We start from the raw sequence: 19,251 nt of genomic DNA, 5'->3' as shown, positions 1-19,251 counted from the left end.
AGCTGCGGCTCGTCCCCTGTCGGTATCACCTACTTTCGCAAGGAGCCAGACCATGAACACCCCGAACCCGACCCTCGATCAGGCGGTCAACTCCGAAACCGTGAAGACGAACACCGACAGCTTCGCCACCATTCGCCCGCACCTTGAGGTCACCGGCCCGCTGGGCGATCGGTATGACGAGATCCTCACCCCCGACGCCCTCGAGTTTCTCGCCGAACTGCACGAGCGTTTCGCCGGCACCCGGCACGACCTGCTCGCTGCCCGCCTGCAGACGCGAGTGGATGCCGCGAACGGTCGCGACCCGAGGTTTCTGAGCGAAACCGCCAGCATCCGCCAAGACCCGACGTGGAGCGTAGCCGGAGCTGGCCCCGGCCTCGAGGACCGTCGCGTAGAGATCACCGGCCCGACCGACCGCAAGATGGCCATCAACGCGCTCAACTCGAGCGCCAAGGTGTGGCTGGCCGACCAGGAAGACGCGACCAGCCCAACCTGGACCAACGTGATCGAGGGCCAGCTGACCCTGTTCGACCAGGTGCGTGGACAGCTCAGCTTCACGAGCCCCGAAGGCAAGAAGTACGAGATCACGAACGAGTCGACGCCGACCATCGTGATGCGTCCGCGTGGGTGGCACCTCGTGGAAAAGCACATCACCTTCGTTGACCGCGCGAACCGCCGCATGAAGGCCTCGGGCAGCCTCATCGACTTCGGCCTGTACTTCTTTCATAATGCCAAGAAGCTCATCGAGAACGGGACCGGCCCGTACTTCTACCTGGCCAAGCTGGAAAGCCACAAGGAAGCGCGTCTCTGGAACGACATCTTCACCTACTCCGAAGAGCGTCTCGGCATCGAGTACGGCACGGTTCGCGCAACGGTGCTGATCGAGACGATCCAGGCCGGCTTCGAGATGGAAGAAATTCTCTACGAACTGCGCGACCACTGCGCCGGCCTGAACGCCGGACGCTGGGACTACATCTTCAGCATCATCAAGACGTTCCGTGCCCGTGGCAGTCGCTTCGTCTTTCCGGACCGCAAGCAGATCACCATGACAGTGCCGTTCATGCGGGCCTACACCGAACTGCTCGTTGCAACCTGTCACAAGCGCGGTGCCTTCGCCATCGGCGGCATGAGTGCCTTCATTCCGAACCGTCGCGACCCCGCCGTGACCGAGCAGGCTCTCGCGCAGGTTGCGGCCGACAAAAAGCGTGAGGCCACCGACGGCTTCGACGGTTCCTGGGTTGCCCACCCCGACCTCATTCCGACCGCGCAGGCCGAGTTCGACACGGTACTCGGCGACCGGCCGAACCAGGTCGAGCGCACCCGCCCCGAGGTGACAGTGACGGCCGCCCAACTGCTCGACATCGCTTCGGTCGGCGGCCAGATCACCGAGGCCGGCGTGCGCGGCAACGTGCTCATCTCGTTGCGGTACATCGAGTCCTGGCTGCGCGGCGTTGGCGCTGCGGCCATCGACAACCTGATGGAAGATGCCGCGACCGCGGAGATCTCCCGCTCGCAGCTGTGGCAGTGGATCCACGAGAACTCGGTCACTGCCGAGGGCCGCCGAATCGACTCCGACTGGGTCGAAGAGGTACTCGACGAGATTGTGGACGGCCTTGAGCGCACGCCCACCGACCGCTTCGATGACGCCCTCACCGTGCTGCGCACGTCGGCTCTCGAGCCCGAGTTCCCGACCTTCCTTACGGTCGGAGCGTACGCCCGCTTTTTCTAACTGTCCGGCGTTCGCGAAAGCGGGCAAACAGTCGCGCTCACTCCGGCATCATCACAGGGGTGAGCGCGACTGTTTGCCCGTTTTTTTGTTGCCCGACCAACCAGCGTTCCATCCCCCAATTTGGGGGGACTATGCCGCCCAATGGGGGGCATACATGAGTTTGTGTCATCTCTAATGTTTTGAATATAGATGATGAAAGATATTCATCATCTCACTTCTAAACTGACTAATTGAGATGAGACTGACGTGAAACTTATGTTAAACCGAAAGAAAGCCATCATTGGGGCCGGGGGCATCGCAGTGGCGCTGACCATGGCATTCGCGGCATTGGGGCCGACCGGCGCGTACTTCAGCGATACCGCCCAGGGTGCAGTGAGCGGAACCATCGGCTCGATCAAGATCGCCGGCGCTGACGGAACCGGTACGGATTCTCTCAACCTGGGCTTCACCAACCTGCTGCCCGGAACGACCCAGACTGTCTCGTCGCGCTACGTCAATACGGGTCTGAACGCTCAGGATGTTTGGGTTGTGTTCAACGACAAGGACGCCCTGCACGCTTTGAATGACCTCGGAACCTACGGCGAGTTCCACGTGGCTGCCAACGGTACGGCCCTCTTTGACTCCGCGAATCTCAGCGATGATCAGGATGACACCGCGCACTTGAGCTGCGGCACCCTTGCGCCGACCGGATGCTGGCCCGTTCCGAAGATGATCAAGCTGGCATCGAACCTGGCGCCGACCGCTGTCGGCTCGGTCTCGTTCAGCTTCGGCTATGCGGCCAAGATGTCCGGCCAGTCGGAGCTGGGCGGCGGAGTCTGGAACTCCTACCCGGTGAAGACGGTTCAGGTACCGAACCCGACGATAAAGGGAAACGGCTTGCCGTACCAGATCGTGGCCACGCAGGTCGGCCAGGCGCCGGGCCAGTAAGGCTTGAGCACGTGGCTCGGGCGTCGCTGTCGGGTAGCGACGTCCGGGCCATCCTCCTTTTCCGTTCCGAGCTGAGAGGCGCACCGTGAAGAGATTTAGAGGCACCGTGGTTTTGTTGCTCGTTCTGGCCGCCGTGCTCACTCCGGTGGCCCTGGTTGCGACGGGCGCCCTGCCGTATCGGGCGTACGTCGTGCGCACCGGGTCGATGTCGCCCACCATCCTGCCGGCGAGCGTCGTCATCGTCGCGGCCGACCGGTATGAGGTTGGGCAGGTCATCACTTTTCGGCGAGATGGCGATCGCACCACCCATCGACTCGTGGCCGTCAACGACGATGCCACCCTTACTACGCAGGGCGACGCGAATGACACGGTCGACCCGTTCACGGTGCCCCAAGCCGATGTCATCGGCGGCGTGACCGCCTTCGTGCCATACCTGGGCTATCTCGTGATCTACCTGCAGAACCCGCTCGCCCTCGGTTCGCTCATCATGTGCGTCCTGAGCATCTGGTACCTTGGGGCCTCCGAGCAGAAGCCCGTACGCAATCCGAACGCGGAATCCCCGGGTATCGCAGCCGTCCAGGTTGCCTAGCTCGCTGTTTGGGCTTTGACAGCGTCGTAGGCGGCCAGGGCTGCCCGACGCGTTTCGCCGAGGTCGACGAGGGGTGCCGGGTAGGCCTCCGTGCCGTATTCGGGCACGTTCGCGCGGATGTACTCCTGATGTGGATCGAACTTTGCGGCCTGCAGGTCGGGATTGAAGATGCGGAAGTAGGGGGCAGCATCCGCCCCTGAGCCGGCGACCCACTGCCAGCCGAACGGGTTGCTCGCGGCATCGGCGTCGACCAGGGTGTCCCAAAACCACTGTTCGCCCTCGCGCCAGTCGACCAACATATTCTTGATCAGGAATGATGCAGTAACCATGCGTACCCGATTGTGCATACTTCCGGTGCGCCAGAGTTCGCGCATGCCGGCGTCGACAAGGGGGAAGCCGGTGCGACCCTGCTGCCAGGCGGCCAGGGCTGCCCGGTCGAGTGGCGGCCAGGGGAAAGCGTCGAAGGCGGGGCGCAGGTTCTTGGTGGCGAGCTCGGGGGCGTTGAAGAGCACGTGGTAGGCAAATTCCCGCCAACCGATTTCGGTGAGAAACCGGGTCGCGCTGGCGAGGGCCGTTCCGGTGAGGCCGCGCTGAGCTTGCTGCGTCGCCGACCAGACCTGGTAGGGACTGATCTCGCCCCAGCGCAGGTGCGGCGAAAGGCGTGAGGTCGCGTTCTGAGCCGGCTGATCGCGTTCGCTGCCATAGCGAGGCAATGACTCGGTCAAAAATGTCTCAAGCAACGCGTGAGCGGATGCCTCACCCGGCAACCACGCGGCGCGCAGTCCGCCCGCCCAGTCCGGACTCGAGGGCTCGAGGCCCCAGGAATCCAGATCATCGGAGGCCAACGCACCCGCCCAGCCCGGGACGGTTGCCGGCGCAGGATGGGGGGCGCGTGGCGGCGGACCGGCGGTGCAGGCCCGCCAGAACGGGGTGAACACGGAGTAAGAGCCGCCCTGTCCAGTCTGAATCGTCCACGGTTCGAATAGGAGCGAACCGGCGAAGCTGCGCGCATCGACCCCGCCATCACGCAGGTCACTCTTGATCGCGGCGTCGACCGTGCGCTCGGCCAGACCGTAGCGGCGGTTCCAGAGTACGGCGCAGGCATCCGTTTTCTGCGCGATCGACGCGATGATCGGGCCAGCCGCACCGCGGCGCAGGGTCAGCCGTGCGCCGAGACCATCCAGGGACTCGGCGAGGGAGCGGAGGCTCTGGTGTAGCCACCAGCGAGCCGCGCCGCCGAGCGGGCGCACGTCAGGGGACACCTCGTCGAGCACGTAGACAGCCACGATCGGCTGCCCGAGCGTGAGGGCAGCCTGCAGGGCCGGGTGGTCGGCAATCCGCAGGTCGTCGCGAAACCATACGATGACCGGCCCGGTGTGCTCGGTTGAACTGTCGGCGGCACTGTCGGTGGAACTCAGAGTCATGCTGTCTCCTTGTGGAACTCCAGTCTGGACCACACCACGGTCCACACCAATTCGGAGGTAGAACGGTCTGTCTCGGATGTCGCCGGAATTTTTGAACGAGTGAGGGTAAGTGCGTATTTAGTCGAAAAACTCATATTTTGTACGGTTAAGTACAGATTTTTTTGTATTTGTCCACCAAGTCGGTGGTCAATGGGACATTTCCCCAAACCCCATTCTGGGGATTTTTGTGGGACAGACAAATCTGTCTGTCCCACCTAGTCTGTGAATTACTCACCCATGAGTCGAACACGTCGAAAGGTTTCTCCTATGAACAAGCTTCTCGTAAGCGCCATCGCCGGCGCCGCCGGACTGACCCTGCTCCTCGGTGGTGCGGGAACGTTCGCGCTGTGGAACTCCAGCGCCACGCTTTCCGGCGGAACGATTACCGCTGGCACCCTGCTGGTGAGTGACACGGCCCCCAGCAATGGCGTCTGGAAGAGCGGCCCCACCGTGATCTCCCTGGGCAGCTACCGCATCGTGCCCGGTGACACCCTCACCTACACGAAGACGGTGGACATCACCGCAACGGGCGACAACCTGATCGCGACCCTCGCCGTCGATCCGGCCACTGTCGTGCCGACGAACTCGGCCACCCCTGCCGATGTGCGCCTCGCGGCGTACATCACCCGGAACGCCGTTCTGGCGATCACCGGAGCGGGCATCACCGGAACCAGCCCGACCTTCACGATCACCCCCACAGCGACCGGGGTCGCAGCCCGCACCGCCACGGTGACCGTAACCCTGGCGTTTCCCAAGAACACCGTAGCCGGATTCGAGAATGACGCCAAGCTCGGCTCGGTCAACCTCAACGCCCTCGCCGTGACCCTGCTGCAGGCCTCCTAACAGCTGAGGCTCCGACGCCGTTACCGGAGTGCCCGTCACCCGACGACGGGCACTCCGGATCGTGTGCACCCCACCCCGTTCCCTTGAAAACCAGAAAGCCCGGTGAAGGCATGCAGACAGCTCGTGGGTCGTCGGTCCAGGCGCTGACTCTGACTGGACGCACTCGTGCCCGAGCGCTCCCGCGGCTGCGGGTGCGCTCCCTGGTGCTCGCCGCGGCATCCGCACTTCTCGCGGTCATACTGGCAACGACCGCTGCCGGGGGCACCTATGCGCTGTTGAACGCGAGCACGTCGACCCGCCCGGCGACGATGACCTCGGGAACGGCAACGATGACGGTGTCGCCTCTGGCGCTGCCCGCCGTCGCCCTGTACCCCGGACTGGTGATCGCTGCCCCGGTCACCGTCACGAATACCGGTGACGTGCCCCTGACGGTCACCGTCTCCTCACTGATCGCTCCGACGGTCACCTCGAACTTTTCCGGCTCACTCGTCATCGGGCTCGCTGCCGTGGCGAACGCCGCCTCGTGCACGAGTGGCGTCAGCCCCACCTGGACCGGAACCTTCGCCGTCGCCCCGCCGGGGCCAGTCGGAGCGCCCATCGCCAAGGCACAGTCACAAACACTCTGTGTGTCGGTGGCGCTGTCGGTGAACGCACCGGATTCAAGTCAGACGTCGTCGGCGGCAAACTTTTCCGTCGTTCTCATCGGGGGGCAGGCCTGAGTCATGACGCGCCCACAACGATTTCGCTCGCGCCGACAGCGCACCGCTGCGCTGCTCGGAACGGTGCTCTTTCTCGTACTCGCCGCCTCGGGGGCGGCCCACGCCGCTTGGACGACCGCGGCGGTGCAGGCGACCGGCTCGGTGGCCTCCAATAGCGTGACAATTGGGCAGTCCGGCTTCGACCAGCTGAAATTCGACTACACGTCGACCGCCCTGGTGGCGACGAAACCGATCACCCTCACCAACGGGGCCGTGCCCTCCTCCTACACTCTTACACTCGTCGCCGCGACGTCGACGCCCGCAGCCCTGGCCGGAGCGATCACCGTGACGACCTGGCCGGTTGCCGCCGCCGTCAACTGCACGCCGGGCGCGGCGCTGCCCGGAAACCAGACGGTTCACACCTGGTCGAGCGGAACAACGCTAACCGGACCCCTCCCTGCGAGTGCGTCCATTGTGTATTGCGTGCGCACGTCGATGTCATCACCGATTCCGGGGGCCTATATTGGCGGCCAGGTAGCGGCTCGGCTTAATCTGAGCGCCGTGGCCGGCACGAATTGGAAGACCGCGATCGCCTCGGTCACCGTCGTTCAGGCCGTGGCGGACTCGACGCCGCCGACCGCGCCGACCAACCTGAATGACACCTCGACAACGGATGCCTCCGCCACCCTCAGCTGGACGGCCGCAACCGACAACGTCGGCGTGGCCTCGTATCGTGTCTATCGCGACCGGGCACTGATACGTTCGGGCATCACCGGTACAACCTTTACCGATACCGGCCTCAACGTTGGCACGACCTACACGTACACCGTCGACGCGCTCGACGCCGCCGGCAACGCATCGGTCAAATCCTCAGACGCCACGGCGGCAACCAGCTCAGTGCCGTCATCGACCGGCTGGTACCGAGTGAAGAGCGGGCTGCTCTGCGTTACCGGACCCTCCACTGCGAACGCAGCGGTGACCATTCAAGTGTGCAACGACGCCCTGACCACCCAGCTCTGGCAATATGACCTGATCAACCAGAGCGAGTACCTCATCAACTCGCAAGCGGCGGCCGGCCTGGTTTGGCAGCGCACGAGTTCCAGAGCCTTGGTTGTGGCGACACGCAACACGAATGACTCCAGCCAGCAATGGGGCGGCATGATCTCAGGCAACGGTTTGTATCAGTTCACGACGCAGGTGAACAGAAACAAGACGGAATGCATCGCGGTACCGAGCTACACCGCCGGAACGGCGCTGCAGACGCAGAACTGTGCCGCGGTCAGCGCCCAGCAATTCACCCTGACGGCGGTCAACTGATGGCCCCCATGGCTACGCCGCCCAGGCCGCACGGCCTGCCGCACGCCCTGGGCGTGTACCTCAGCGGGGCACTCCTCCTGCTCGTGCTGGCGCTGTTTGCTCTGCTGGTGATCGTGCCCAAGGTCATGGGAGCAACCCCGTTGACCGTGCTGACGAGCTCGATGGAGCCGCGGCTTCCCCCTGGAACACTGATCGTGGTCGGCCCGGTCAACACCGATGACCTGGTGATCGGTGACGTCGCCACCTACCAAATGCATTCCGGCCAGCCGGAAGTCATCACCCACCGCATCATCGCGATCAGTTCCTCGACTGACGGCAGCCGGAGTTTTCAGTTTCAGGGCGACAATAACAGCCTTCCCGACGCCGAACTGGTGCAGTCAGCCCAGATTCAGGGGCGGCTCTGGTATTCCGTTCCCTGGATCGGCCTTGTCAACAATATCGTCAACGGAACCAGCCGAGCGCTGATCGTTCCGGCCGTCGCTGTGGTGCTACTGAGCTATTCCATAGTGATGCTGTTTGGGGGCATCCGTGCCGCCCGTAAGCGCCCATCTGACGTTTCCGATTCCCTCCTCCCGAAACATCACCGCTCGCCGAGAAGGGGCAGCGGTGCCGCCTACGAGACGCGCAGTACAATCTTGCCGCGGGTATGACCCTCTTCGATCAGCCGGTGGGCAGCCGCGCCGTCGGCGAGGTCGAACACTGCGTCCACGTGCACCCGCACGGTGCCCGCGTCGAGCAGTTTCGAGATCTCGTCGAGGGCGCGGGCGTCGGGTGACACCTTGAAACCGGTCGCGCGGCGGCCAGCGGTGGCGGCATCCGCTGCCATGCTCGGCCAGCTGCCGGTTGGCGCGTTCACCAGTAGCCCACCGGGTCGAAGGGCGGTGAGGGATCGAGTACCGGTGTTGTCGTGCACGTTGCCGATGAGATCGATGACCGAGTCGAGCTCGTGCACGACGTCTTCGAAGCGGGTGGTCGTGTAGTCGATGACCTCGTTGGCTCCGAGCTCGCGCAGAAAGTCGAGGTTGCGGGTAGATCCGGTTGCGGTCACGTGGGCGCCCAGAGCGCGGGCGAACTGCACCGCGAAGTGGCCGACGCCGCCTGCTGCGGCGTGCACGAGCATCCGTTGCCCGGGCGCAGCCCCGGCCAGCGTGACCATGCCCCAGGCCGTGAGGGCGGCAAGCGGAACGGCGGCGGCTTCGGCATGGCTGAGCCGGGCCGGCTTGCGGGTGACGCTCATGCTCGATACCGAGACGTATTCGGCGAAGCTGCCGCCGGTGCGCGGCACCCGGCCCATGCCGTAGACCGCGTCACCAGGCTGCAGCGGTGAGGACTCGAACGCCGCCCGCACGACCACGCCGCTGAAATCGTTGCCGAGAACGGCCGGGTAGCTTTCGATCGCGGCGGCGACCCCCTTACCGGAGCGGGTCTTAGCGTCAATCGGGTTGAGGCCGGCGGCGAGGACCTGCACGAGCACCTCGTCGGAAATCTGCCGGGGCAGCGGCCGCTCGGCCAGGTGCAACACCTCGGGGGCGCCGGTTTCGTCGATGACGAGGGCGCGCATTGTTGTTGGCAGTTCGAAGTCAGGAGACATGCCCCCATTCTGCTGCATCCCCGCCCCTGCACTGCGGCCCCGTCCGAAGAATGGAGGGCGTTAGCGGCGAGCCTGCTGGTCGAGGTTGTCGATGAGAGCGTTGGCCAGGCCGACCAGAATCGCGATCTGGTCTTCGTCGCGCTCGATCCAGCGAAACTGCGGCACGGCCGCGACCGGCACGAAGTCGAGGTGCTCCTCCCAGACCAGCAGCGTGCGGTCGGCGCCGAGCACATATTGTTGCCACCAGACCTGGCGAAGGTAGCTGCGCGGGATGCTGCGCCACGGCTTGCTCGTGGTCTTGATTTCGGCGAGGTGCAGATCGCCATTGGCCGCGACGCCGACGCCGTCGGGGGTAGCCAGGTGACGCGGGTGTCCAAGCGATCGAAAGAGGTTGGTACTCGGCTCGATCCCGTAGTTTTCCAACACCCACGAGGCGATGACCGGTTCCCGGGCCCGACCGTGGTCGGTGTAGCTGTTGCCGGAGAAACTCGTGCCGTGCATTTTGTCGCGCGCGGCATTGACTATCGATTTCGGGGTGGACAGCTTCGCGACATCCGTTGCCGTTATGCCCTGATTGCGCGCCCGCATCCACGCCACCCGGTCGGTGGAGTCGGCGACGATGCGCAGCGTGTGCGGTGCCGGTGCCGGCAGCGAAACGGATGCCGAGGGCTGGTCCAGATCGAAGAGGGACAGCGTGGAATTCGGCACTCCTCTATTGTGTGCCCGCTGGCACGATCGCCGCGCCACCGCCACGGGGTGCCGCGCGATTGATGCTGGCCCAGCCGACACGACGCGATGAGGCCGCGCCACGATGACGTGTCGGCACGTCGGCCTGCCTCTCGCTTCAGCCTTCCAAGACTCCCGCCAGTGCCAGAAGCGCATGCACCGGCGAGGCTGCACGTCGATAGGTGCAGAGTGCCCCGGCCCGATCGAGAAAGTACAAAGCACCCCGGGAGACGTGGATCTCCCCATGCGCCGAAGCGACATCGGCGAGTTCGACGAAGCCGTCGTGGCCCAGCACACCGAGCTTGTTGGTGCCAAAGGCCTTGGCGTAGAGCACCCCGTCACAGGCCACCAGGGCAGTGAATCGCGCGGTCGCGACGACGCGGAAGGTTGACTCGTGCCAGACGTAGACGTGACGGTGCGTGCGGATATACAGTCCCTGATCGAGGGCAGCGAACCCGAAAGGACCCTCGGCGGGTACGCTCTCCAACCGGGTGAACCCAGATCCGTCGTAGGTGGAGATGGCGTACATTTCGGAGTCATGATGAACGACATAGAGCGTTTCGCGGAACACCGTCAGGGCCAGGATGTCCTCGGGGGAGCCTGACACCGCCACGAGGCGCCGTTCGTTGATGTACCACAGGCCGGACTTCAACCGAAAGTACGCCCGCCCGCCAAAACTGGTCAGGAGCAGCTGGGACGCCTCTGTGGTGGCGATGAACGTGAACCGATCCGTTCGATACCGGTAGATCGAGGTGAGCCCCGGATGCCGGTCAGACTCCGCGGTGAGGTACAGGTCGCTGCCCACGGCGACGAGGCTCGTAATGCCCACCGGCGCGCCCGGCAGGGTGATGAGGGCGGTGCCGTCGAAGCAGAACACGGCAGCTCCTCCGTAGACGAGAAAATAGGTCTTGTCACCGACATCGGTCAGGTTGTAGGCACCCGCAGGCGCGCAGTCAACGAGGGCGAGTATTGCCGGGCTGGGGGCCGGTGCGCGCCGGTAGCGCAGTGCTGGCATGGTCATGGCTGGTTTGTCCCCCGTGTGGTGCCTCGCGGCTGATGGCTGGATCCTGATCCGATCCTGCCGCTCCAACCTCAGGTTTGACGGCAGAATCTGGGAAGAATCCCAAGGATTGTTCGAAGAGGCAACCAAACGTCTGCCGCTCCATATCCAATGACGGCGAGGGCCGGCCGTCGATCTCGCAGCCGCAGTGGATCCCTGCGCCCCGGCAAGGTTTTGGCAAGCCCGCTCACAGATGCGGCACGGTCGACACATAGTCAGCTCATAGGAAAGTAGCGATACTTATTAGCATGAGCTCACGTGAGACCACGCACACCGGCCACGGCCCGCGACTGACCAAGGCCGACGGCAGTGCCATCCGGGTTTTGGTCGTTGACGACGAACCCACCCTCACCGATCTGCTCTCGATGGCCCTGCGCTACGAAGGCTGGGAGGTGCGCACCGCCGGCGAGGGCCGCCAGGCTCTCACCATCGCCCGCGAGTTCCGGCCCGACGCCATCGTGCTCGACATCATGCTGCCCGACATCGACGGCCTCCAGGTGCTGCAGCGGGTGCGCGCCGACGGTTACGAAACACCGGTGCTCTTTCTCACCGCCAAGGACTCGCTCGACGACCGTATCGCCGGGCTCACGGCGGGCGGCGACGATTATGTCACCAAACCGTTCAGCCTCGAAGAGGTCGTCGCCCGGCTGCGCGGCCTCATTCGCCGCTCCACCCTCGCCGTGGCCGACTCGACCGACCCGCGCATCACCGTCGGCGATCTCACCCTCGACGAGGACAGCTACGAGGTCTTCCGCGATGGCGACGCTATCGAACTGACCGCTACCGAGTTCGAACTGCTGCGCTTTCTCATGCGAAACCCACGCCGGGTGCTCAGCAAGGCGCAGATCCTCGACCGGGTCTGGAGCTACGACTTTGGCGGCAAGTCGAGCGTGGTCGAGATCTACATTTCCTACCTGCGCAAGAAGATCGATGCCGGTCGCGAGCCGATGATCCACACGGTGCGCGGTGCTGGTTACATGCTGAAAACTGCCTAATGCCGGGGCGTACAACCGAGCGGATGCCGCGCAGCGGTCGATCGCGCGCGCCCTGGACCCTGCAGCGGCGCCTCGTGCTTACCGTCGTCGGCCTTCTCGCCCTCGTCAGTATTACGATCGGCGTTGTCAGCGTGGTGATTTTGCACGCCTCCCTGATGGATCGGCTCGACGTGCAACTCGCATCCTCAGCCGATCGCTCCAGCGCCGTGTTGGGTAGCGACAATGATGGGGACCGGTTGGGGGATACCCCCGGGAATCCCTACTTCGGCACGCCCACGGCCAACAGCATCCTCAACGGCCCGGCGCAACCGCCGGGCCTGCTCGCCCTCGTCTATGATCGCGCGACCATCACGACCGGGTACACCGATGACCAAAGCGGCACTATTGAAGAGCTCACCGCCGAGCAGGTAAAGCTGCTCGTCTACAACGTTACCCAGGCGCAAACGGTCACCGTGAACCTCGGTGGAGAACTGGGCGAATACCGGGTGCAGGCCGAAACCTCCCGCAACGGCACCCTCTATCTTGTTGGGTTGCCGCTATCTGGTGTCGAAGCCACCTCGGCCCAGCTAGCCCTGATCATTGCGTTTGTCTCACTCGCCGGACTTATCGTGGTGGCCATTATCGCGGCCTGGGTCGTGCGGCTGGCCCTACGACCGCTGCAGCGCGTGACCGAGACCGCTACCCGAGTCTCGCAGCTACCGCTGGACCGCGGCGAGGTCTCCCTCGACGACCGGGTGCCCGGCGGCGACACCGATTCGCGTACCGAGGTGGGCCGGGTCGGTGCCGCCCTCAACCGAATGCTCGACCACGTTGACTTAGCGCTAGAGGCTCGTCAGGCCAGCGAACGAAAAGTGCGCCAGTTTGTCGCCGACGCCAGTCACGAATTGCGTACACCCCTTGCCTCCATCCGCGGCTATTCCGAGCTCACCCGTCGCAGCGGTCAGAAGCTACCGCCCGACGCGATCCACGCACTCGGCCGCATAGAATCCGAGTCGGTGCGCATGACCGGACTGGTCGAAGACCTGCTGCTCCTGGCCCGTCTCGACGAGGGCCGCGAACTCGAACGGGAACCGGTCGATCTCACCATGCTGCTCGTCGACGCGGTGAGTGACGCTCACGCGGCCGGACGCGATCACGTCTGGACCCTCGAGCTACCGGATGAACCGCTCGAGGCGATCGGTGACGAGCCGCGCCTGCGTCAGGTCGTCACAAACCTGCTCGCCAACGCGCGAGTGCACACGGACACCGGCAGCGAAGTTGTCGTTGCGCTGGAGGCGGTCGGTGACCGGGCCGTCATCACGGTGACCGACAACGGTCCGGGCATTCCCGAGTCCCTTACCGACACCCTGTTCGAACGATTCGCCCGCGGTGACACCTCACGCTTTCGCGGAACGGGCAGCACCGGCCTCGGCCTGGCGATCGTGGCCGCGGTCGTTGCGGCGCACCAAGGCCAGGTCACCGTGGACAGCAAGCCGGGCCGTACCCAGTTTCGGGTCGAACTGCCGCTCGCCTGAGCCGCCGCATCCGCTCACGCAAACCGAGAGGCCCCAAACTTACCGAGAGTCCCCGTTCAAACGAGGACTCTCGGTAGTTTTCGGGCATGTCGGCGGCGCGGTGGCGCGGTGGCGCAGCGGGGCTACCGCGACACCCTGAGACTGCATTGGTCATGGCCGGCGCTGTTGCTCTCAGCGGCCTCGTCATTGCCCCCGCGCAGGCTGCGCCCTTGGGCGGGGTTCCTGCCTCAGTGTCAACTCAGCGCGCCACCTCTGAGGTTTCGACCACAGAGGTGAAAACGACGGCCACGATCTCGGGCACGATCACCGGCGAGGGACTGAACGGCGCGTCGACACCGATGGCGAACGTGACCGTCCAATTGGAAAATAGAGGGCTCCCCAACAACATCCAGATGTCCGTCGACACCAACAGAGACGGACACTATTCGGCAGAGGTAGTTCCGGGTAATTGGTCCGTCCGAGTCAATCGGTCCTACACGCGGCCAGACAACATTGCAGGCTATCTGGAACGTTCCTATTCACCAATCAGCACGGGAACGCCTCAAGATGGCAGTTTCACGGTCGCGGCCGGTGAAGCTCGGCTTGACATTGATATTGAGTTGCAGCGAGGTGTTGTTATCAAGGGAATAGTTACAGAGAAAGCAGCGGACGGAGCGGTCACAGCAATCCCCGGAATCCGAGTGTCGCCGATGACAATCGATGGATCGTTCAGCAGACAGGACAACCTTACAGATTCCGACGGCAGCTATTCCCTGACTCTCGATAAGGGGAGTTACAAAATTGGGTTTGGCACGAACTCGAGTATTGGATCTTTCATACCGGAATATTACGAGGACGCTCCCGATCTCGCTTCAGCAAAAACCGTCACTCCCGTCGTGGGAACGCCGTTCGTTGTTAGCGCGGAGCTCGCCTCGCGAGCAGCAGTAGCATCCGCCACTATCGGCGCGGATTCCACCGATCTGTTGAACTTCACCGACGAAGATAAGTCGTTCACGGTGACAGCCAACGGAGTGGGGACTGTCGTTGATGTCCCCGCCGGCAGGGCTGTTTATCATGTGTTCGGAGAGCTCAAGCCCGGCGAATCCGCCTCGGTCACCTTGGATGGCGTTGTTCTGGCGACCTACACCGTTCCAGGGTCGCCGACGCCGACTCCGACTCCGACGCCGACGCCGACTCCGACGCCGACGCCGACGCCGACTCCTACGCCTACGCATACCAACACCGTCCCGACTTCTTCTCCAACGAAGGCGTCCGCGACGAGCAGTATCTCGCCGAACGGCGCGATTGTGATCGCCGGTACAGGGTTCAACCCGTTCGAAGAGGTTGAAATCTGGCTGCACTCAGACCCAGTACTTCTGGGGGTTCTCACCGCGGATAAGAATGGTGTTCTCAGCGGAAGCCTCGCATTGCCGGCAGGCATTCCGGCTGGAAACCACCATATTGTTGTCGGTGCAGGACTCACTGGATTTGGATCGACGGCTGTCAGTGTGGCAGCGGATGGAACGGTCTCGCTGATCCCAACCACGACGGCGCTGGCCGAGACGGGGGTACCGGTTAGCCCGACTCTGCTCGGCGGCCTCGCTGCGCTGTTCGCCGTTGCTGGAGCTGTACTCCTGGCCGTTCGAAACCGGCGCGCGGTTCGTACGCGCTCCGTGATGGTGTTCTAACGGGCCGTTCAACTTCAGGCGCGCGACCCCGAACAGGAGATGTTCGGGGTCGCGTTGTTGCGCCCAAAGCAGTGTTCGTCAAGCCGTCAAAGGCGGGCACCATTGCTCTGTGGTTTGCAGTATCAACCGTGGTGTTCTTCGTACCGGATGCTATGAGTCGCTGGATCCTGCCTAAGGACGCCCTGCTCGCCCTCGCGGTAGTCATCGGTTCCTTATCCGTCGCCCGTGGACGCCTGCCTCGGTGGTTCGTGATTCTCGTCGCCGCTGCGGGAGGGCTCCTTTTCATCGCGGTACTCGCCTCTGCGAACCCGGCCGCACAGCTCTGGGGCAGCTGGCCGCGCTACGAGGGTCTCGTTGCCCTGCCGGTGTACCTCGGTGCGGTATGGCTGGGAGCACGTCTGCTGGGACCACGCGCCGACCCGGGCGGGCTCCGCACCCTGCACCGCGCCGTTATCGTGGCCGCGGCGCTCATGGGATTCGTGTCGTTGCTGGAAGCGGTTGGGCTCGGTCCCATCCCCTCTGACCTCGCGCGACCCGGCGCCTTTGCCGGCAACGCCACCGACCAGGGCATCGTCGGGGCGCTGTGTGTGGCGATGCTGATGCTGCCGATGATTCGTGCTTGGGCGGGCGGAGCAGCGCGCGCGTCTCTGTCAACCCGGCTGCCGCTGGCCGGTGGAGTCGCGGGCGGCCTCACGGCGGTCATCGTATCGGCATCACGTGCCGCTGTCCTGGCAATCGTCGTGGTAGCCATTGTTGTGGGCGTGAGCGAAATCATCCGCTTGGCGCAGAGCGGCACTCGGCGCGGGGTGCTTCGTTTTCTGGGCGTCGCGACCGGTGCAATCGTGCTCGTCGGTGGTGCAGCATTGGCCGTTCCGCTCACTCGAAGCCGACTTCTCGGGGCCAGCCCATTGTCGGCGAGCAGCCTCGAAGACCGATTCTTCATGTGGTCAGAAAGCCTGAAATTACTAGCCCTTCACCCGCTGACCGGGGTGGGTCCTGGCGGTTTCGTCGACGCCATCGTTGGCCAGCACGACCAGAATTGGTATGCTCGGGTTGGCAGCGACACCACCCTCGACTCGCCGCACAACTGGCTGCTGCAGGCAGCCCTCGACGGTGGGGTTCTGTATCTCGCTGTGATCGTCGCGATCTGCGGTGGTATCGTCGTCGCGGCCGTACGGCGTTGGCGCTCGCTTTGCGCAGCGGGCAATCTTTCTGGGGCTGATTTTGTGGCCGGTGCGCTCGCGGCCGTGACCGCTTACGCGGTCGCGTTGCTCACCCACTTCACGGCGCCCGCCACGGCCATTTTCGCCGCCCTCCTCTGCGGCGCGCTCATTTCAGCGGATGCCACGACCGGGGTTCGTTCATGGCTGCCGGTTGTGGCGAACCGTGTCTCCTGGCGCCGCGCACGCTCGGTTCTGCTGGCACTCTGGCTGTCCTGGCTGGTGCTCGTCACTTCGGCAGAGCTGCCACTGCAATCGGGTATCGTCGCCACTCGGACCGGGAACGTCGCCGCCGCGCGCGCGTCGTTCGAGCTGGCACAGTCTTTGCGTCCGTGGGACGCTAGCGTCACGAGCATCGCTGCTCAGTCCTTCACCGCAGCAGCGGCTGCCGGTGTTCCGGGTGCCTTGCCCGAGGCGGTGAACTGGGGAGAGTTGGCGCTGGTAAGCCTGCCCTCCAACATTTCGGCGGCGAAAGCGCTCGCCGCCGCCCGGCAAATCGGCGGTGATTTGCACGGAGCTGAGGCAACGCTTCGGTCCCTGGCGAAACTGGCACCCTTCGACGCGTCCGTCGCCAGGCAACTTGGTGATGTGCTCGCGATGCAGGGTGATTCGCTCGGTGCTGAGCGTGAGTATGCCCGCGTGGCCGGCCTACCCGACGCATCCGCTCCCTAGGCTTGCGCCGACGCGGTGCCAGCCCTAGTCGGGCTGGTTCAGCCGTTCCAGCAGGGTGGCGAACTCGTCCAGCTCGCCAGGCGTCCACCGGCTGAGCCGCCGGTGCACAAGGGCCGTTCTGTTGCGGCGAATCTCGGCAAGTTTTTCTTCGGCGAGGGTCGTCAAAGCCAGAAAGCGGGCGCGTCCGTCGAGCGGATCGACCCGGGTCTCCACGAGCCCGAGCGCACAGAGCAGCTTCGCTTGACGGCTGATCATGCTGCGATCCACCGCGAGCACATCGGCGACAACCCCGGCATGCGTTTCGCCGCGTCGTGCCAGCACGCGCAGCAGGGCCAGCCCGAACGGTTCCAGGGTCGGGTGAATGACGGCAGCGGTCGAACGCGTGCTGGCCCGAATATTCGCGGCCAGCATCGCCATCTGCGCCTCGACCCTGGCTAGCTCCGGGCTATCACCATCGACCGCGAGCGGCTGCACGATTCCTCCCACGACGTGGCCTCCGGACTCACTCACGCCGCGGTCTCCGGCGCCGACACCAGGTTCGTATCGCGAGCACGATCAATACCGGTCTCCGTGCCGAGCGCATGATTCGGCAGCAGTGACACCGTGAGCAGGGTCACCAGCGCCAACGGTGCACTGATCAGAAAAATCGTGCCGACGCCGGAACCATAGGCTGTTTCCACGATGATGCGCAGCACGTCTGGCAATAAGTTGACCTGCGGGATGACGCCGTCACCGAGCAGTCGGGCGGCATCCGCTTGATTGGACCGGCTTAGGCCGGCGACGCTGCTCGTGATCTGTGCGGCAACGACGCTGCCGAGAACGGAGCCCATCACCGAGACACCGACCGCGCCGCCGAGGCTTCGAAAGAACGTCACTGAGCTCGTGGCGACGCCGAGGTGCCGCACCTCGATGGTGTTCTGAACAACCAGGACGAGGTTTTGCATGACCATGCCAACGCCGGCACCAAGGATGAACATATAGACGCCCACGAAGACGAGGCTCGTCTGAACATCGAGGGTGCCGAGCAGGGCGGTGCCGACGAGCATGAGCACGGAGCCGGAGACCATGATCGACTTCCAGGTGCCGCGCCGACTGATCACCGTGCCGAAGAGGGTCGACGAGATGAGCAGGCCGCCCATCATTGGAATGGTGAGCAGGCCTGACTGGGTGGGCGTGGCGCCGCGAGCGAGTTGCATGTACTGGCTCAGAAAGACCGAGGTGCCAAACAGCGAGACGCCGACCGCGAGGCTCGCAATGGTCGAGAGGCTGAAGGTGCGGTTGCGAAACAGGCTGAGCGGAATAATCGGCTCCGGGGCGCGAAACTCAACGATAACCGCCGCAACGAGAATAATGACGGCTCCAATCACCATGGCGAACGACGCGAGCGACAACCACTCGAACTGCGAACCGGCCAGGGTTACCCAGATCAGCAGAAGCGAGACTCCGCTCGTAATGAGCGCCGCGCCGAGGTAGTCGATGCGCACGACCCGCTTCACCCGGGGTGGCAGGTGCAGGGTGCGCTGCAGCAGCACAATCGCGACGATTGCTACCGGGAGGGCGATGAAAAAATTCCAGCGCCAGCCGAAGGCATCCGTCACAACGCCGCCGAGCAGCGGGCCGCCGATGGTGCCGAGCGCCATGACCGCGCCGAACAGGCCGGCATAGCGGCCGCGCTCCCGGGGGCTGATGATATCGGCCATGATGATCTGACTGAGGGCCACCAGGCCGCCGGCGCCGAGGCCCTGCAACACGCGGAAGGCGATGAGTGTGCCAGCATCCTGCGAGAAACCGGCGAGAGCGCTGCCGATCACGAACACGGCGAGGGCCAGCTGGATGAGTAGCTTGCGGTTGAACAGGTCTGCGAACTTGCCCCAGATCGGTGTGCTCACCGTCGTAGCCAGCAGGGTTGCCGTGACCACCCAGGTGTAGGCGGACTGCGAGCCCTTGAGGTCGCTGAGAATGAGCGGCAGCGACGTGCTCACGACGGTGTTCGCAAGAATCGACACGAACATGCCCAGCAGCAGGCCCGACAGGGCTTCGAGCACCTGCCGATGGGTCATTGACCCCGCGTTGATGGGCTCCCGAGCGGTACGGCTGGCGCGACTCATGCGTCTCCTAAAGTGATTGACAGCTATCAACAATAGATAAGTAGTTGACGAATGTCAACCATCTGTTCAGCGGATGCCGCCGTCCCCGACTTGCACGCGCCCAACCAGTGCCGTACAGTAAGCCTCAGCCACAGA

At 64.3% G+C, this 19,251-nt stretch carries 18 protein-coding genes; 11 read left to right on the top strand and 7 right to left on the bottom strand.

What is annotated here, in order from left to right:
- Nucleotides 1-52 precede the first annotated feature (52 nt).
- The 3 genes from aceB (at nucleotide 53) to QMK31_RS10120 (ending at nucleotide 3,242) form a co-directional block, all read left to right on the top strand.
- A complete protein-coding gene (aceB, locus tag QMK31_RS10130; RefSeq protein ID WP_283500825.1) occupies nucleotides 53-1,726 on the top strand; it encodes a malate synthase A in 1,674 nt (557 codons plus the stop codon).
- A 246-nt stretch (nucleotides 1,727-1,972) separates the two neighbouring features.
- Nucleotides 1,973-2,653 carry a hypothetical protein gene (locus QMK31_RS10125; RefSeq protein WP_283500824.1) on the top strand — a complete coding sequence of 227 codons (681 nt, stop codon included), beginning with the start codon at nucleotides 1,973-1,975 and terminating at the stop codon, nucleotides 2,651-2,653.
- Between the two features lie 85 nt (nucleotides 2,654-2,738).
- Complete coding sequence (locus QMK31_RS10120) at nucleotides 2,739-3,242, top strand: signal peptidase I (protein ID WP_283500823.1); 504 nt, start codon at nucleotides 2,739-2,741, stop codon at nucleotides 3,240-3,242.
- Here the strand turns inward: QMK31_RS10120 and QMK31_RS10115 are convergent.
- Nucleotides 3,239-4,666 (bottom strand): cryptochrome/photolyase family protein, encoded by a 1,428-nt coding sequence (locus QMK31_RS10115; protein ID WP_283500822.1) that lies wholly within the window; start codon nucleotides 4,664-4,666, stop codon nucleotides 3,239-3,241. The genes QMK31_RS10120 and QMK31_RS10115 overlap by 4 nt on opposite strands.
- Nucleotides 4,667-4,972: 306 nt before the next feature.
- Between QMK31_RS10115 and QMK31_RS10110 the strand changes: the two genes are divergently transcribed.
- The 4 genes from QMK31_RS10110 to QMK31_RS10095 all read left to right on the top strand — a co-directional run bounded on the left by QMK31_RS10110 (nucleotide 4,973) and on the right by QMK31_RS10095 (nucleotide 8,213).
- A complete protein-coding gene (locus tag QMK31_RS10110; RefSeq protein WP_283500821.1) occupies nucleotides 4,973-5,548 on the top strand; it encodes an alternate-type signal peptide domain-containing protein in 576 nt (191 codons plus the stop codon).
- A gap of 110 nt (nucleotides 5,549-5,658) precedes the next feature.
- Nucleotides 5,659-6,267, top strand: a complete 609-nt coding sequence (locus QMK31_RS10105; protein ID WP_283500820.1) for a hypothetical protein — start codon at nucleotides 5,659-5,661, stop codon at nucleotides 6,265-6,267.
- A gap of 3 nt (nucleotides 6,268-6,270) precedes the next feature.
- A complete protein-coding gene (locus QMK31_RS10100; protein ID WP_283500819.1) occupies nucleotides 6,271-7,563 on the top strand; it encodes a fibronectin type III domain-containing protein in 1,293 nt (430 codons plus the stop codon).
- Between the two features lie 8 nt (nucleotides 7,564-7,571).
- The gene (locus tag QMK31_RS10095; RefSeq protein ID WP_283500818.1) at nucleotides 7,572-8,213 is read left to right on the top strand and encodes a signal peptidase I; all 642 of its coding nucleotides are present in this window, start codon (nucleotides 7,572-7,574) and stop codon (nucleotides 8,211-8,213) included.
- On the opposite strand, the gene QMK31_RS10090 is transcribed toward QMK31_RS10095, so the two are convergent.
- The 3 genes from QMK31_RS10090 to QMK31_RS10080 all read right to left on the bottom strand — a co-directional run bounded on the left by QMK31_RS10090 (nucleotide 8,177) and on the right by QMK31_RS10080 (nucleotide 10,901).
- On the bottom strand, nucleotides 8,177-9,154 hold the full coding sequence (locus tag QMK31_RS10090) for an NADP-dependent oxidoreductase (protein ID WP_283500817.1): 978 nt from the start codon (nucleotides 9,152-9,154) through the stop codon (nucleotides 8,177-8,179). The genes QMK31_RS10095 and QMK31_RS10090 overlap by 37 nt on opposite strands.
- A gap of 60 nt (nucleotides 9,155-9,214) precedes the next feature.
- Nucleotides 9,215-9,862, bottom strand: coding sequence for a YqaJ viral recombinase family protein (locus tag QMK31_RS10085; RefSeq protein WP_283500816.1), 648 nt, complete (start codon nucleotides 9,860-9,862; stop codon nucleotides 9,215-9,217).
- 136 nt (nucleotides 9,863-9,998) lie between these two features.
- Entirely contained in the window at nucleotides 9,999-10,901 is a 903-nt protein-coding gene (locus QMK31_RS10080) for a hypothetical protein (protein WP_283500815.1), read from the bottom strand.
- Between the two features lie 287 nt (nucleotides 10,902-11,188).
- Between QMK31_RS10080 and QMK31_RS10075 the strand changes: the two genes are divergently transcribed.
- Nucleotides 11,189-11,935: a response regulator transcription factor gene (locus QMK31_RS10075; RefSeq protein ID WP_283500814.1), complete on the top strand. Its 747-nt coding sequence runs from the start codon at nucleotides 11,189-11,191 to the stop codon at nucleotides 11,933-11,935.
- Complete coding sequence (locus QMK31_RS10070; RefSeq protein ID WP_283500813.1) at nucleotides 11,935-13,449, top strand: sensor histidine kinase; 1,515 nt, start codon at nucleotides 11,935-11,937, stop codon at nucleotides 13,447-13,449. The genes QMK31_RS10075 and QMK31_RS10070 overlap by 1 nt, the downstream gene beginning before the upstream one ends.
- Before the next feature lie 238 nt (nucleotides 13,450-13,687).
- Here the strand turns inward: QMK31_RS10070 and QMK31_RS10065 are convergent, their stop codons facing one another.
- Nucleotides 13,688-13,837 (bottom strand): hypothetical protein, encoded by a 150-nt coding sequence (locus QMK31_RS10065; protein WP_283500812.1) that lies wholly within the window; start codon nucleotides 13,835-13,837, stop codon nucleotides 13,688-13,690.
- Nucleotides 13,838-13,841: 4 nt separating this feature from the next.
- On the opposite strand from QMK31_RS10065, the gene QMK31_RS10060 reads away from it, so the two are divergent.
- Together QMK31_RS10060 and QMK31_RS10055 are read left to right on the top strand one after the other, a co-directional pair.
- The gene (locus QMK31_RS10060; protein ID WP_283500811.1) at nucleotides 13,842-15,116 is read left to right on the top strand and encodes a hypothetical protein; all 1,275 of its coding nucleotides are present in this window, start codon (nucleotides 13,842-13,844) and stop codon (nucleotides 15,114-15,116) included.
- A gap of 152 nt (nucleotides 15,117-15,268) precedes the next feature.
- On the top strand, nucleotides 15,269-17,008 hold the full coding sequence (locus tag QMK31_RS10055; protein WP_283500810.1) for an O-antigen ligase family protein: 1,740 nt from the start codon (nucleotides 15,269-15,271) through the stop codon (nucleotides 17,006-17,008).
- Between the two features lie 24 nt (nucleotides 17,009-17,032).
- Here QMK31_RS10055 and QMK31_RS10050 read toward each other — a convergent pair whose 3' ends face one another.
- A complete protein-coding gene (locus QMK31_RS10050; RefSeq protein WP_283500809.1) occupies nucleotides 17,033-17,518 on the bottom strand; it encodes a MarR family winged helix-turn-helix transcriptional regulator in 486 nt (161 codons plus the stop codon).
- A complete protein-coding gene (locus tag QMK31_RS10045; protein ID WP_349361556.1) occupies nucleotides 17,515-19,116 on the bottom strand; it encodes an MDR family MFS transporter in 1,602 nt (533 codons plus the stop codon). Before QMK31_RS10045 ends, QMK31_RS10050 begins: the two co-directional genes overlap by 4 nt.
- Nucleotides 19,117-19,251 lie beyond the last annotated feature (135 nt).

The sequence above is a fragment of the Cryobacterium sp. PH31-O1 genome (genome assembly GCF_030063455.1).
In the GTDB taxonomy this organism is placed as follows: Bacteria; Actinomycetota; Actinomycetes; order Actinomycetales; family Microbacteriaceae; genus Cryobacterium.
Note: the sequence above shows the minus strand (reverse complement) of the source record. Positions and strands in the feature narration are given on the sequence as shown.

Bases quoted from the DNA above. Each gene is read 5' to 3' on its own strand.
- QMK31_RS10090 (WP_283500817.1), bottom strand. From the start codon at position 9,154: ATGTCTCCTGACTTCGAACTGCCAACAACAATGCGCGCCCTCGTCATC.
- QMK31_RS10110 (WP_283500821.1), top strand. From the start codon at position 4,973: ATGAACAAGCTTCTCGTAAGCGCCATCGCCGGCGCCGCCGGACTGACC.
- QMK31_RS10045 (WP_349361556.1), bottom strand. From the start codon at position 19,116: ATGAGTCGCGCCAGCCGTACCGCTCGGGAGCCCATCAACGCGGGGTCA.
- aceB (WP_283500825.1), top strand. From the start codon at position 53: ATGAACACCCCGAACCCGACCCTCGATCAGGCGGTCAACTCCGAAACC.
- QMK31_RS10105 (WP_283500820.1), top strand. From the start codon at position 5,659: ATGCAGACAGCTCGTGGGTCGTCGGTCCAGGCGCTGACTCTGACTGGA.
- QMK31_RS10080 (WP_283500815.1), bottom strand. From the start codon at position 10,901: ATGACCATGCCAGCACTGCGCTACCGGCGCGCACCGGCCCCCAGCCCG.
- QMK31_RS10115 (WP_283500822.1), bottom strand. From the start codon at position 4,666: ATGACTCTGAGTTCCACCGACAGTGCCGCCGACAGTTCAACCGAGCAC.
- QMK31_RS10070 (WP_283500813.1), top strand. From the start codon at position 11,935: ATGCCGGGGCGTACAACCGAGCGGATGCCGCGCAGCGGTCGATCGCGC.
- QMK31_RS10075 (WP_283500814.1), top strand. From the start codon at position 11,189: ATGAGCTCACGTGAGACCACGCACACCGGCCACGGCCCGCGACTGACC.
- QMK31_RS10055 (WP_283500810.1), top strand. From the start codon at position 15,269: ATGAGTCGCTGGATCCTGCCTAAGGACGCCCTGCTCGCCCTCGCGGTA.
- QMK31_RS10100 (WP_283500819.1), top strand. From the start codon at position 6,271: ATGACGCGCCCACAACGATTTCGCTCGCGCCGACAGCGCACCGCTGCG.
- QMK31_RS10065 (WP_283500812.1), bottom strand. From the start codon at position 13,837: ATGTTGTTGGGGAGCCCTCTATTTTCCAATTGGACGGTCACGTTCGCC.
- QMK31_RS10060 (WP_283500811.1), top strand. From the start codon at position 13,842: ATGTCCGTCGACACCAACAGAGACGGACACTATTCGGCAGAGGTAGTT.
- QMK31_RS10095 (WP_283500818.1), top strand. From the start codon at position 7,572: ATGGCTACGCCGCCCAGGCCGCACGGCCTGCCGCACGCCCTGGGCGTG.